The sequence below is a fragment of the Virgibacillus proomii genome (genome assembly GCF_018916875.1).
Taxonomy (GTDB): Bacteria; Bacillota; Bacilli; order Bacillales; family Amphibacillaceae; genus Virgibacillus; species Virgibacillus proomii_B.
This window is the reverse complement of sequence record NZ_JAHLNO010000012.1, coordinates 19,105-32,558: the sequence shown is the minus strand read 5'-3', so window position 1 is coordinate 32,558 and position 13,454 is coordinate 19,105. Positions and strand designations below refer to the sequence as shown.

At 42.8% G+C, this 13,454-nt stretch carries 18 protein-coding genes and 1 pseudogene; all 19 read right to left on the bottom strand.

The genetic code is table 11. The features are described from left to right. Positions 1-25 precede the first annotated feature (25 nt). Complete coding sequence (locus KQI21_RS05340; protein ID WP_216483012.1) at positions 26-853, bottom strand: hypothetical protein; 828 nt, start codon at positions 851-853, stop codon at positions 26-28. Between the two features lie 13 nt (positions 854-866). After that, entirely contained in the window at positions 867-2,090 is a 1,224-nt protein-coding gene (locus KQI21_RS16490; RefSeq protein ID WP_309245506.1) for a 3D domain-containing protein, read from the bottom strand. 3 nt (positions 2,091-2,093) lie between these two features. Then, on the bottom strand, positions 2,094-2,300 hold the full coding sequence (locus KQI21_RS05325) for a hypothetical protein (protein WP_216483010.1): 207 nt from the start codon (positions 2,298-2,300) through the stop codon (positions 2,094-2,096). Between the two features lie 24 nt (positions 2,301-2,324). Continuing rightward, entirely contained in the window at positions 2,325-2,462 is a 138-nt protein-coding gene (locus KQI21_RS05320) for a hypothetical protein (RefSeq protein ID WP_216483008.1), read from the bottom strand. Positions 2,463-2,534: 72 nt separating this feature from the next. Continuing rightward, the gene (nrdF, locus tag KQI21_RS05315; protein ID WP_216483006.1) at positions 2,535-3,524 is read right to left on the bottom strand and encodes a class 1b ribonucleoside-diphosphate reductase subunit beta; all 990 of its coding nucleotides are present in this window, start codon (positions 3,522-3,524) and stop codon (positions 2,535-2,537) included. After that, positions 3,512-3,892: pseudogene (locus KQI21_RS05310) on the bottom strand (ribonucleotide reductase barrel domain-containing protein); the annotation flags it as partial. The gene nrdF and the pseudogene KQI21_RS05310, both read right to left, overlap by 13 nt. Positions 3,893-3,963: 71 nt before the next feature. Next, complete coding sequence (locus KQI21_RS16010) at positions 3,964-4,416, bottom strand: HNH endonuclease (protein ID WP_253291309.1); 453 nt, start codon at positions 4,414-4,416, stop codon at positions 3,964-3,966. A 559-nt stretch (positions 4,417-4,975) separates the two neighbouring features. Next, complete coding sequence (gene nrdE / locus KQI21_RS05300; RefSeq protein WP_373687628.1) at positions 4,976-6,718, bottom strand: class 1b ribonucleoside-diphosphate reductase subunit alpha; 1,743 nt, start codon at positions 6,716-6,718, stop codon at positions 4,976-4,978. Continuing rightward, on the bottom strand, positions 6,715-7,101 hold the full coding sequence (gene nrdI / locus KQI21_RS05295) for a class Ib ribonucleoside-diphosphate reductase assembly flavoprotein NrdI (protein ID WP_216483003.1): 387 nt from the start codon (positions 7,099-7,101) through the stop codon (positions 6,715-6,717). Before nrdI ends, nrdE begins: the two co-directional genes overlap by 4 nt. Then, positions 7,098-7,559 (bottom strand): hypothetical protein, encoded by a 462-nt coding sequence (locus tag KQI21_RS05290; RefSeq protein WP_216483001.1) that lies wholly within the window; start codon positions 7,557-7,559, stop codon positions 7,098-7,100. The genes nrdI and KQI21_RS05290 overlap by 4 nt, the downstream gene beginning before the upstream one ends. Beyond that, positions 7,537-7,794 (bottom strand): hypothetical protein, encoded by a 258-nt coding sequence (locus KQI21_RS05285; RefSeq protein ID WP_216482999.1) that lies wholly within the window; start codon positions 7,792-7,794, stop codon positions 7,537-7,539. The genes KQI21_RS05290 and KQI21_RS05285 overlap by 23 nt, the downstream gene beginning before the upstream one ends. After that, positions 7,775-8,026, bottom strand: coding sequence for a hypothetical protein (locus KQI21_RS05280; protein WP_216482997.1), 252 nt, complete (start codon positions 8,024-8,026; stop codon positions 7,775-7,777). Before KQI21_RS05280 ends, KQI21_RS05285 begins: the two co-directional genes overlap by 20 nt. A 33-nt stretch (positions 8,027-8,059) precedes the next feature. After that, positions 8,060-8,380 carry a hypothetical protein gene (locus KQI21_RS05275; protein WP_216482996.1) on the bottom strand — a complete coding sequence of 107 codons (321 nt, stop codon included), beginning with the start codon at positions 8,378-8,380 and terminating at the stop codon, positions 8,060-8,062. Beyond that, positions 8,381-8,542: a hypothetical protein gene (locus KQI21_RS05270; protein WP_216482995.1), complete on the bottom strand. Its 162-nt coding sequence runs from the start codon at positions 8,540-8,542 to the stop codon at positions 8,381-8,383. After that, a complete protein-coding gene (locus KQI21_RS05265; protein ID WP_216482994.1) occupies positions 8,543-9,070 on the bottom strand; it encodes a crossover junction endodeoxyribonuclease RuvC in 528 nt (175 codons plus the stop codon). It abuts the gene before it with no gap. Next, entirely contained in the window at positions 9,060-9,368 is a 309-nt protein-coding gene (locus tag KQI21_RS05260) for a hypothetical protein (protein ID WP_216482992.1), read from the bottom strand. The genes KQI21_RS05265 and KQI21_RS05260 overlap by 11 nt, the downstream gene beginning before the upstream one ends. Beyond that, the gene (locus KQI21_RS05255; RefSeq protein ID WP_216482991.1) at positions 9,349-10,176 is read right to left on the bottom strand and encodes a DNA-methyltransferase; all 828 of its coding nucleotides are present in this window, start codon (positions 10,174-10,176) and stop codon (positions 9,349-9,351) included. The genes KQI21_RS05260 and KQI21_RS05255 overlap by 20 nt, the downstream gene beginning before the upstream one ends. Then, positions 10,176-11,222 carry a hypothetical protein gene (locus tag KQI21_RS05250; RefSeq protein WP_216482990.1) on the bottom strand — a complete coding sequence of 349 codons (1,047 nt, stop codon included), beginning with the start codon at positions 11,220-11,222 and terminating at the stop codon, positions 10,176-10,178. Before KQI21_RS05250 ends, KQI21_RS05255 begins: the two co-directional genes overlap by 1 nt. Continuing rightward, on the bottom strand, positions 11,219-13,435 hold the full coding sequence (locus KQI21_RS05245; protein ID WP_253291308.1) for a DNA polymerase: 2,217 nt from the start codon (positions 13,433-13,435) through the stop codon (positions 11,219-11,221). The genes KQI21_RS05250 and KQI21_RS05245 overlap by 4 nt, the downstream gene beginning before the upstream one ends. Positions 13,436-13,454 lie beyond the last annotated feature (19 nt).

Here is a 13,454-nt window from a genome sequence, read left to right as displayed (position 1 = left end):
AAATTTTTGGCGGAAAAACTCCGCCTTAGTTAAATTTTCGACCACCTACATACACCTCCACGATTTTACCAGACGCTTCTACGTTTGATTCTAGCGCGCTAACACGTTTGTTTAATTCGATTACATCGCTTTGTTCCGCCCATTTCGACGGGCTATGTTTAAAGTCTGCGAACTCCTCCGCTTGCTTAACGATATCTTTATGGTTGCTGTCGGCATGGTCGAGTAATTGCATTATTGTAGATTGGTGCGTATCTGTAAGACGAGTTAACCCTTCGACTCTCCGCTTTAGTTTCGCGACCTCTGCGGCTAGATTTGCGACCAAGTCCTCGGTAGTTTTCGGAGATTCTTCTTCCGATTCCTCAGCAGGCTCAAGTACGTAATAAAATCCGTGATATAGACTAGTGACGTTCCCTTCTTCGTCAGCATCTCGATAAGGTTCTACGTCTACACACTGTACACCTACGTCAGTCACTTTCGTAACGACCCCGTCGGACTTACCTTCGTATAAGTACATTACTGATTCGCCAACCTCCGCCCGTCTGTCCGCTAGTTTATAGCGCTTGCCGTCGATGCGGACGTATCCCGTTGGCTCTAACGTTTTATATTTATAAGGCGACCAAACAGCTCGCCATCTTCCTTCATCGTCAAAGAACCGACGCCCTTTGTGTCCGTGGATTTTATCCTTCGTAAGTGATTCGACTCGGTATATAGTTCCGTAAGTAATACCGATTAAATCATCAAGGGATACGAAATAATCCCCAACGTCTGCTTCCCGGTCAACCTCGACATACTCCCGCTCAACCTTCGTTTGTTTTCCGCTCAATTCTTCGTCAATAATGTAGTGTAGCTTCATATAATCCGCTCCTTTAATCAATTATTTTCACGTTTACAGACTGACGACCAAACTCCAACGCCTCTGCTTCCGTTTCCATCAGTAAATCAATCCGACTACCTTTAATTGCGCCTCCCGTATCTATCGCTTTAGCTCGTACAGTCTCCCCACCACTAAACGATAATTCCACCGTACTGCCTAAAGGAATTACGTTAGAGTCTACTGCAATCACTCGCAAACCTTCCTGGGAGTATATCGTGTTGCTCACGTCTTGTCCGCTCTTGGTAGTTCCGGTACATCCTTGACAGTCTGCGGTATATGCAGTAACTTCGAACGTGCCTAGCGAACTAACTCCATTAGAAACATCATCCCGATAATTACCACTATCGTTAAGCACCCTATTGTTATTGCTATTGACGTCATGTTGAGTCTGTCTTTCATTTCGTCCATCTCGTTCTCTAGTTCGTTTATCTTTAACGCCTGTTCGTACATTATCACTCTTAACTCGCGTTCGCTTTCGTTCACGTTCCCGTGCCTCCTTTTCGTGTCTAACGCCCGTACTCCCGAATCCGCCTACGCCTCTGGCCGTTTCCTCGCCTAAATCGTCAACCTCAACCGCCGTGACTTGCGGTAAATACTGGACGACTAGCTGGGCGATTTTGTCGCCTTTTTCTATTAAAGCTGTCCCCAAAGGAAACCGCATGTCTAACTCCACTAAATCCCCATCAGTACATACCGCCACGTCTGTAATTCTTTTTCTGTCTGCTCCTAATGATTGAATAACCCATGGGTCATCTGACTGTAAGTCATAACTTAAGTTAGAAATATTATCGACAATCACCTTAACCTCGCCGGTATATCCGTTATCTACCGTGCCTAATTGTACGCGAAGTTTCGTCTTGCTCGTAATTCCCGACTTCGGTCTCACTTGCGCCTCGCAACCCTCAGGCAACTGTACTGCGATTCCTGTGGGCACAAGCGCCGTTTCGCCCGGCTCGATAATTACGTCCTCACTTGCGTACAGGTCAAACCCGGAATCAGTTGCGTGTGCTTTCGTAGGGATAATAGCGTCGGGGGATAGGCGCTTGAAGCCTACGGTTAATTCTCCGTTATTTCCGTGACCTTTAGGTAAGGTGATCGTCGATGATGCTTTTTTAGAGATAACCCACCTTGTTGCTCCCTTCGCTTTCTCCTGTTCTTCGCTATTTCGTTTAATTGGAATACTTTCCGGGATATTTTCCGATTTATCTTTCGTCATATATTAATCCTCCTTGTTAATCAACTCTAAGTAATCTCCATTTATAACGTCTTGCTCTGTTATTCCCGTACCTTCTAACGCTTTATTAATCGAAAAATAAATAGCCGATTCTTGTTCTGCCGATACTCCATGGTATGGTGCGTCCATTGTTGACCACGATAAATTTTTAAGGTTTTTAAGAATTTTTAACAACGTTTCTCTATTCGTCATATAACCGTCTCCTCTACGTTTTATTTAGCTGAACAACGGAATCAACACGAACCTTACGAACAATGCCAAGGCAGTAAGCACGATAAGCCCCACGCCTGTGCCTACGATAATATACGCCATAACTTCGATGAACTTTTCTTTGCGTTGATTTTGCTTGTTCATCCGTAAATCCCTCCTAAATGTTTGAAAGTGATACAGTTAATTACGAACTTGTAAGTTTTATTTACAAGTTGCTTAGCCGAAATAAAAATCTTCCGTCCTAATCGGCTCAACTAACGCCTTTTTATACGAGTTTCCTTTCGTCGAAAAGAAGTCGTGCGACTTGGACTTCGTGTCTAACCCGTTAATAACAATCGGGTTTACTTCGTCAACCTCGTAAATACCGTCATATCCGAGGTTATTTAACGCCTTATTTGCGTTGTATTTAACGAATTGGATAACGTCTTGTTCTACGTCCAGCCCTGCGTACACGTCGCGTGTATATTCGATTTCATTTTCGAGCAGGTCGTTGAATAAATCGACGGTGAAGCTCCGCATTTCCTTTCGAGTTTCTGTCGGATAATTTTCGAGCAGTTTTTGCGCCAATAAGCCAACATAAACACCATGAATTGACTCGTCGCGAATAATTAAGTTAATAATTTCGCCGCTGCCGATGAGTTTTCCGTGACCTGCCATATACAACGGATAATAAAACCCGCTGTAAAATAAGAACGACTCTAAAGCAACTGATGCAACCATTGCTTTATATAACGATAAGTCATATCCCGTGATGCTACGATAATAACCATCAATTACTTTACCTTTCCGCTGTAAATACTGATTGTCGTTAACCCAAGCGAATAGTTGTTCAATTTCTTCTGAGGAAGCTAACGTCAAGAAGATATTCGAGTAACTCCGTGCATGGACGAGGTTTTCCATACCGCCCATAAACGTTAATACCGCTTTTTGCTGATGTGAGGGAATGTGATCGGCTATTTTTGACATTCCGACATCTCCCTGTAGCGTATCGAGCAGCGTTAACCCTGCGAGTACTTTTTTGTATGCGTCCTTTTCTCGCTGGGACAACGACTTCCACGTCAAAGTGTCGCTAGTTAACGAGATTTCTTCTGGAAGCCAGAATTGACGGAGGTTCTGCAAGGCGAACATTTCCGTGAATTCGTCGTCTGGTTCGTTCCAGTTGGCTGCGGTTATAATATCGGTTAAATTTTCGTTTAAATTTGACAAGAAACACACTCCTCGTTGCCTTGATCTTTCTGCCTTACGTAATACAGCGTTTTGATTCCTTTGTGGTGTGCGTACATTTGAATACGAGTTAATTCGCGAGTTGTCGTTGAGTCCTTGATAAACAACGTAAAGGAAATTCCTTGATCGATATGGCGTTGAATAGTTGCTATTAGATCTATAACTTTATACATCGACATATCATACGCCTCTTTGTATAAAAACCACGTTTGCGGAGATAACCCCGGCATAGGGTAATACGTCTTGCTGTCACCATACAGCCGATCTTCAATCCGCTCCATAATCGGCATTACCGACGCCGTTGCCGATTGTACGTACGAAATACTTCCCGTAGGTGCGATTGCTTGTCTATCCTTTATACCCCAGCTTTCGCTGTATTTTTAGGGAGTAGACTATACCATAACCCTCCGAAAGATTTTAGTTAGTCTCTTGAGCACCTTCTTGGATTTGTTAGCACTGCTGGTTTATTGTATAATTCTTTCCAGCGTGTTCCGTGATATATTTTACTGACCCCTCCATACGAAAGTCCAGTTTCCCTAGATATTTCCGCAAGGGTTTTATCTGTAGTAATTAACAAATCATAAACTTTTTGTGCCTTTTTCTTTTGCATTATTTTGACTTTAGGTTTTGTATCTGCTACAATTAAGTTCATATCAAATTTAGAGGGATGTTCTTCACCACTATGTCTTTTTCTGTGACAGTCTTCGCACACTGACACGAGATTTTCTAGTTTATTAGCTTGTTGGTAGCTAGCAAAATAAACGAATGGTCTAATGTGGTGAACGGACATCTCTTTCCCGTAATCTTCTTCGGAAATACCACAGTCTGCGCATTTGTAATCATCTCTCTTACGGCACTTTCTTCTCTGATTCAACCAATTGGGTCCGTAATACTTCTTCCCTGTCCCTCTATTTTCATGGTAAGTACTCCAACCTAAATTAGCGCATTTTCTACTGCAATAAATTCTTTTAACTTTCCTACGCTTCCTGTCTGTAACAAATACCGGTTTATCGCACATTTTACACTGGTGATAACTACCTGTCGTTTTCTTCATACTTAGTATTACAGATGAACAGTAGTCGCAACACGTGATAATCCTGCCTTTATTGTTAGCGGGTATTTTAAATTTCCTATAACACAGTAAACACTCGGTATCTATCAGATTGACATATTTTCTATGAGAGTAATCCCTTATCTCGAACATCATTTCCTTTCTACTTTCGGAGGGTTCGAGTATTATAGTCGTTGAACGTCCGCCTACACGGCGTTTCGCTGCTGATCGCCTATTGTACTAGTGGTTAGGTTTTGCCATACACCATACCTAAACTTTTTTCCGGCTTTCGCCTACCATCACGCCTGCCGTTTCCAGCTACGTTGTGGTGTTAAGGTCTTTAAGGCTTCCCAGCAATTTAACTCGTTTTCGACCTACATTACTATAGGAAGTCGCTAAGATTTAACGAATGGTAAAGACCGTTTTCCTTCACGTCTGCTTTTAGCTTTCGCCAATCCTCCGATTTAGGTACGAAAATGCCGTCAAATAACTTCGCAATCCTTTCCGACTTAATCTCGGCAGGACGTTGTATAAATTCGTCGAAGTACTCACCTGTGTCGTATTTACTTCCGATAAATCCTTTGAATACTTCGCGACGTTCTTTCGCAATTTCCATCGACCTAACCAACGTCCAGTAATTAACAATAGAGAAAAATACGTCTGCAAATTCGATTGCTAAGTCGCTTTCATATGGAATTCCTTGCTGCGCTAAGTAACCGTGAAGGTTCATTGCGCCGAGTCCGACCGAACTCATTTCTACGTTAGCTTTATTTACGGCTGGTGCGTTTTTTATGTCTGTTTCGTCGGAAATACGTGTTAGTGCGTCTATTGCGTGCTTGACCGCACCTTCGATGTTCTTATGTTTCATGACGTTCGTTATGTTTAGCGAGCCGAGATTGCACGAAATATCTTGACCGAGTATATCTTCTTCGCCATAGTCGGTATATTCGGATACCTCGCTATATTGTAGAATTTCGCTACATAAATTGGAAAAAGTCACCTTCCCGAGATTATTTAAAGCATGTTCCCGATTAACGTTACCCTCGAACATTATGTATGGATAACCCGACTCTAGTTGCGTAATTGCTATCCGTTCTAATAGATTACGAGGGTCAATTCGTTGCTTGCGTATCTGCGGATTGTTGATTAAACCCTCGTATTCTTCTTCAAAATCGATTAAATCGAGATATTTCCCGGTAACTTCGTATAAGTTATGCGGATAAAATAAGTAAGCAGGCTTATTCTTACGAGCTAGTTCTATAAATTTGTCCGGTATAACTACGCCAATACTAAGCGTTTTTACCCTTACGTCCTCATCTGCGCTTATTTTCTTTGTGTCTAAAAAATCATAAATATCCGCATGAAATACGTTTAGGTACACACTACCCGAACCGTTACGTTGCCCAGCTTGATTAATATGGCGGAATGACTGGTCGAGGTTTTTCATGATCGGAACAACTCCGCTAGTTACATTTTCGTACCCCATTAACGACTCACCTTTAGCGCGTGTTTTAGATAAGTTGATCGAGATTCCCCCGCCTTTTTTAGATAACTGTCGAGCAGTAGAATTCATCATGTTGATGTCGTTCAAACTATCGCCACATTCGAGCAGGAAACACGAAACAAACTCGCCTCTACGTGCTTTCCCAACGTTAAGAAACGTCGGGGTTGCCGGTTGGTACTGTTGCGTAATTAAAATATGTGCGAAATCCAACGCCTTATTAACGTCTCCATCTCCGAAGTATAAAGCGACAATACTAACACGATCTTCGTACCGTTCTAGGTATAACTGTTTGTCGTTAGTTTTAAGTGCGTAATTATCGTAAAACTTCTTCGCGGACATGTACGAAGGAAAACGAAATTTAAACGAATAAGCGTATTTGAACACTCGCTTAACTTCGTCCGTTGTGTATTTATCGATTAATTGCTTGTCGTAGTAGTTAAATTCGACGAGGAATTTTATCTTTTCTTCCAGCGAATGAAACCACTTCATTCGGTTGTTAACGTGGTCGATAAAATACGCCCTTACCGCTTCTTTGTCTTTGTCGAATTGCAATACTCCGTTATCGTCACGTAACATAATTTCATTATTTAACTCAATATGCGTTTTGCTTAAGTCTGTCAACTTAACAGCCCCTTTATAAATTCGTAATCCTTGTCCGTACCACGCAATTCAATTCGCTTTAGTAACGGAACATTGAATTTCTTAGCGATCAATTCTCCTGCTTTAGCGTAATACCCTCCCCAATTCCGATTACCAAACGCAACTACACCGACTAAATACTCGCTGTACTTTTCTAAAAACCGACTTACTGGCGCAGGGACTTCGCCGAAGTTGTAGGTCGGAGTAAATACGATAAATTCCTGCGTGGGGTAGTTTTCGGAAATCGGGATTCGGTAAACGTTACTTAGGTGCGTGAACCGCTCGGCGAATGATCGGGTATTTCCTGTTATAGAGTAGTAGTAAATGTCGAGCTTACGTCCAGACTGTTTGCGTTGTTTAATCAATTGTTTTCTCCTTCTTCCTTTCTTTTCGCTATTACTTCGTCAATATAACCGTCATCAAATAAATTTCGTAAGTTGTTTAGTTCGTCATCTGATTTATATCTAAACTCATCCCACTCCTTGCCGTTCTTCCAATCGTCAAACAGCGCTTGATGTTCTTTGCTTTCGTCTTTTACAAGTGGGTATTGCTGGTCAATACGAAAGCCTTTTGGAACGTATTTAAACGTTTTAACTATGTCGACTAAGCAATTTTCGCACAGATCGAAACTCCAATATTCTAAATCGAAACTACTGCCGTAACCAAACGTAGCTAAGAATTCGTGAAACTCATCCCTGACGAAGTCATATTTCTCCGCAATAATTACGGCAGTCTTTGTTTTACCGCACTTATTACACGTTATCTCTACGCTCTCAGGTTCTTCGACTTCTTTCATACGCTTAACCACGTTCTTTTTCTGCATTTCGACTCCCCTTCCGCAAATTAGCCTCGTAGTCCTTTTCCGCCATTATTCCGAACCTTTCCAGCATTATTTCCGTATCCATTATTCCGCGTAGTACTTCACGTTCTTTCTTATCCAATTCGACTCTACGCTCTAACAAGTCCTCCTGTTTGCGTTTAATCTCGTTAAATTCCCGTCTTTGATCAGCGTATATTTTACGTAAGGTTTCGATGCGATTATCGGTGGTCATCCGCATTAAGCGTCAACTCCTTCCAGTTTCTGAAGCTAATACTGGTTGTAACTACGAGTCTGAGTACCGCCATCCACGCAGTAATTACCGGGATTTGTTGCTTAGTTACTCCGACCCCATTTATAAGCAAGTCGCTAACAAACGGCATTATTGCGATAACCATACCGATAAAATACCCAACACTTACCGTAACGATTATAGCCCCCACGAAAATAATTACGGCTAGTATTACAGCCAAAATTACGACTAAAGCATCTTTTATGTATGACATTTATTCGGAAGCCTCCTCTGCTGTTACCGCATGTTCGGCGTAGACCGCCCGAACTAATTCGGGTTTGATAGTAGCTACTACATCTCCGTTAGGTGCTCGTAAGGTGATTCCCATGTCCTCCGAACTGACCGTTCTAACTCCTTTAACTACCTGCGTGTCGCAGTCAGTAAATTCGACACATACAATCGTTCCTTCGTCGGTTTCTATTTCGTTGTAATGTTCGATTTTCTTCCTTGATTTCTTGATTTCGAAAGCCTGCGCTATAACAGCTGTCGAAAGTCCTGCTACAGATAACATAGAAATGAATATTAAAACGTCCATTTAATCGTCCTCCTTATTTGGTGCGATAATTAATGCTACGAACAATAAGATGTTAACTAGAAACGATGTTGCTACAGTAGAGTCTCCAACTTGGTGTCCTAGCTGTAAATCTAACAAATTTAAAGCTGATACAACTGCGCCTATAATGTATAAAATCCGCATTTAATCGCCTCCTTTAATTAATTTATTTTCTATCGCCCATGCCAACGCTACAGCACACGCATCCGACTCGTCCGAACTCGCAAATTCCCCGCCATATCCCGTCCATTCGCACACCGCTTCCGCAACTTCGTCCTTTTCTGCTCGTCCCTTTCCAACGACTAGCTTTTTTACACGTTGCTGTGCGATCGGCTTTGACGTCTCCAACTCCGCAAGCCCAAAGTCGGAAAGCACTCGGTCGGCTGCGGAGTGTGCGGTGAAGATAGAAGCATGGCCGAACTTACCTGCGTATTTTTCCCGAACTACAACCGCAATGGGCTTACGTTTGGTGTTGTGTTCCGCGACAAACAATCGTAGCCATGCTTCGATCATGCGCCCTCGTAAAGCATACGTCTGATTGGCGTCTGTTTTTACGTTAGATACAGCTATTACTTTGGGTTTGCCGTGTTTGTCTACGTCGATTATCGCTGCGCCCGGACGAGATAGCGACAAGTCTAATCCGAGGATTCGGGCGGGTAGGTTATTCGTCATCTTCACACAGCCTTATTCCGTAGTTTTGTCCTTTTTTAACAAACGTCCATTTTCCGTGTACTTTCTTTCCGTTTAATCCTTTTCGGTTCACAAGGTCGTCAAAATCAGAAACAAACATTCCGTATGTATTACCCTTTGAATCAGAAAATTCGATAGTTACGCTTGATCGACCCCGGTGGTATGTTTTATATTCGAGCGTACCTTCGAAGACATAGTTATCTCGCCATTCATCGTCTATATAAGGGTAACTTTGTAAATTACCTTCGTAAAACGGGATTTTATACTTTCTTTTCGCCATTAATTATCGACCACCTTTCCGAATAACTTTGATTTCCTCTATCGCTTCCGCATAACTCCGCCTTTGCTTCTGCTATCCTTTCGTTAGCCGTAACCGCGTATTCCGGGTCTAATTCAAATCCGATGAAGTTTCGGTTCGTATGCAAGGCGGCGACCGCGGTCGTTCCAGATCCAACAAACGGGTCTAGGATGGTTTCGCCTCTATTAGAAGATTTTTCAATCAAAAACGAAATTAAATCTAATGGCTTTTCATGCGAATGATTCAACTTGTTAGGAGGTACTCTATTAAACTGTAATATATCGGGGTGCCGCTTCTTTCCGGCTACCTCGTTAAATGTACGGTGACCTTTTTGTGCAAATAGTATATTCTCATACTGCCCAGCATATGCGCCCCGCAAGTCTCCCATTGACCAGTTGTTCTTCATCCATATAATTGAATTCTTTATTTTAAAGTAATTCTCTAATACTGGCTGCTGTATCATTACACGATCCCAACGAGTAAACCAGTATATATGTGTATTTGGCTTTAGTACGCGATCTAATTCTTGTACCACTTCCGAAAGAAAATCAGTGTTGTTCTCTTTATCATTACTTATTCCACCCACGGATCTCACTCTGCTTCGGTAGTTACTGTCTTTAGACCAATTAGAATAGTAGTTAATTCCATAAGGAGGGTCAGCTATAACTAGATCTATAGAGTTATCCGGAATCATTCGCATACCTTCGGTGCAGTCCATATTGTATATTTTATTTATCACTAGACTTTCCGCTAAACCTTCGCTCACTAAATGATCCGGGAACAGCTTCATTATTTACCGCCCGCCTTTCCAAGTTCTTTCGTTCTAATCTCGATAATCTCGTCAATCGCTTCTGTATAACTCCGCTTTTGCCACGCAGGTAAACTTGATTGTTGCGCCAACTTCGCCTGCTCCTTTAATTCCGCAAGCTCACTTTCTGACAGACTCGTAGCGATTACCGTCTTGTAGTCGTTAAATTTCCATTCAGATAAATCGACTTTCGGCGGTGTGCCTGCTTTAGCTTGTTTAGTAGCATTCGCACATCTGTCACGTAGCTGCTGTCGTTCTGTTTCCGAAACGTACAAGCCGAATGGCTTCAGGCGACTAAAATCTTCGTACCATCCTCGCCCATATGTCAACACATACAGGATAATAACGTAATCAAAGTCGTACATATCCGAGTAAGCTACCGTCTGCGCTACGTGCCCCGGCTTTGGCGAGTCCATCGACTTAAACTTCGACCAGTTTTGTTGTACCGACTTTACTTCAAGCCCTACTCGTAATTGCTCGCCTTCGTCCGTTGTGTACGTTAAGATGCCGTCTGGTAATCCGAAGTAGGCGAAGTGTTGTCCGTTGTGTCCGATTTCGTGCATTTTCTTGTCAAAATGCTCGTAACGTGGGTTTCCATTTTCGTGACGTTCAAAACGGAATCTCGGCTTTTTGCCGGTTAACTTTTCGTAGTGTCGCTCCGCCAGTAAAATCTCCCGTTGTATGTAATCGCCGACTTGTGAACCTAATCCAATCCAGTCACGTTGATTTTCGGTAAAATTCGGTTGGTCTCGTTTAGAACCCCGTGCCTTTTCGTATAGTTCTCTATCTGAATAACCTGCGCTAGACGGTCCAAAGAATGGACGCTCTATTCCGTCGGGGTTTCGTTTGAAGTCGAAATACCCCCAACGTGCTTGCTGCCGCAGAACCTTCGCATACCTCTCGTGAATATCAGCGTCCATCGCGTCGTCATATGGCTGATTGAACGAGTGAAACTCCGACATGAAATCGTGAAAATCTTTCGCTATTTTAGTTGCGTACTGCTGTTTTGTTAACGTTTCGTTTGTCAATTAATCCCCTCCGCTAAGTTTTGTTTCGTGAACCATTCGTTTTCTTCTACTTTTTCCATCCATCTGTGCGGATATATTTCAATATCTGATTTAACTGGTACGACTAGTTCAACTGCGTTTGTCATCGTATCCCTTATTTCGTAAAGTGCTTCTCGTCTTATGTCTTCCGGACAGTCAAAGAGTAGTTCATCGTGTACTTGTAGTAAAATGTGTGAATCATATTTCGGCAACACTTCACCTAAGTCAACAATGGCTTTCTTTAGCATTGAACCAGCAGACGCTTGAATCGGAAAGTTACCGCCTTGTCTATCCGCCCTAAAATGGTCAAAGTCATTTTTTGATTTATAGAAATCGTGCAATCTTCGTTTTCTTCCAAAAATGTCCGGTACATATCCTTGCTTTCGCGCTAACCGCTTCTGTTCGTTCATGTATGTCGATATTCCTGGATAACCTTTAAAGTAGTTATTGATAATTTCCTGCGCCTCTTTTTTCGATATGCCTAACGTATCGGACAAACCTTTAGCGCTCATTCCGTATACAATACCGAAGTTAACTACCTTTGCCTGTTTGCGTAACTTTTGACACGGATGTCCATCAGCATCCTTGTGAGTTTCGATGTCCTCGTATGTATATTTACCGTTGGAAATCATCGCTGCTGTCGTCGAGTGAATGTCTCGCCCTTCGTGAAATGCGTGTATTAACACTTTTTCGTCAGCCATGTGCGCTAACACTCGCAATTCAATTTGCGAAAAGTCCATCGAAACTAGGATACGTCCTTTATCTGCGACAAACAGCTTTCGTACTTCCGGTCGCTTTGCAGGAATTTGCTGCGTGTTTGGGTCTTTACACGTAAACCTTCCCGTCGCAGCACCTAGCGTATTGTGCCACGGGTGTATTTTTCCGTCTGTCTTAATTTCGTTTGGTAGTTTTTCCGTAAACGCTTGACGTAGTTTTCCTACTCCCCTATACTCTAAAATGTAGGAAATGACTTCGTGCTTATTTTCTAGTTTCTTTAGTACCTTAACGCCTGTTGAACCGTTCGCTATATCTGGTAACTTCAAATCCTCGAACAACTTGCGCTTCAATTGTGCCGGAGAGTTTAAGTTGATTTCTTCGCCAAATATCCGGTCAATTTCGGCCTTGTAATGTGCTTCTTCTTTTGCAAACTTATAGTCTAACTCTTTCGCTTTTTCTACGTCGAAGCTAATCCCGCGTAAGTCCGACCAAATAAACGTCCTAGCTACTGGCATTTCTATCTCAAATAACAACCGCTTTAGCTTCCGCAAGTCCCCTCGTCTTTCGAAATGACCAATCATCCAACGATATAATTCCAGCGTCTTTTCCGTATCCCCTGCCGCATATACTAGCGCAATATCTAAGTCAATTTCGTTAAACGGCGTCTTGCCGAATAATTCGTCAAAGTTGTCGGAAGGCTCTTTCAACCAATCCGTCATTAAATCCTTTAGCCTGTGCGACCTGTTTTCATCAAGCAACATCGCCATGATTCGTGTGTCTGCATATAGGTTGTCGATTAAGTTGACGCCGTATTTAACGTACATCCATTTGCAGTCAAACGGAGCGTTATGCATTACTAGTTTTACGGATTCTAACGTTGGTTTGATAAATTTAACGATAGCCTTGTCGTCTACTTCGTGGTTAACGTGATTTAACGGCACGTAATAGTGTGTGGTGTCGGTACTTACGGAAAATCCTGCCATTTCCCCACGCCAAGGGTCTAACGCTTCCCCGAAAGTCTCGCAGTCAAATCCGACCAGTTCCGACGACTCTATGTCCGACTTCATCCGTAATATTGATTCGTTGTCGGTAACTAGTACGTAATTCTCCGGCGTACCCTCGACTAAATCCCGTAATTTCTTCGCCTTTTCCCGCTCCGCAATCGTCTTATACAACCGCAAAGCCTCCGCCTTGCTAAACTTGCCTTGTCGTTTGCCTTGCGGAACTGGCTCACGTCCTAGCTCTCCTGCGTCCATATACGCCTTAACTTTGCGCAGGCGTTCGGTGTCCTTCTCCGAGTTTTTCATCGCAAATATACGTTGCCACGCTTCTTCGATTGTTTCGTTTGCGGAAGCCTTTCGCTTCGCTGCCTCCTTAGCTTGCGCCTTGCCTTTCGCTTTTGCCTGCGCTTTCTCCCCGTCGCCTTTTTCCTGCGTTAGATTTAACGTAAGTTTAATATTCGTATTTTTCTCCGCCAATGCGGACGAACCTCCTTTC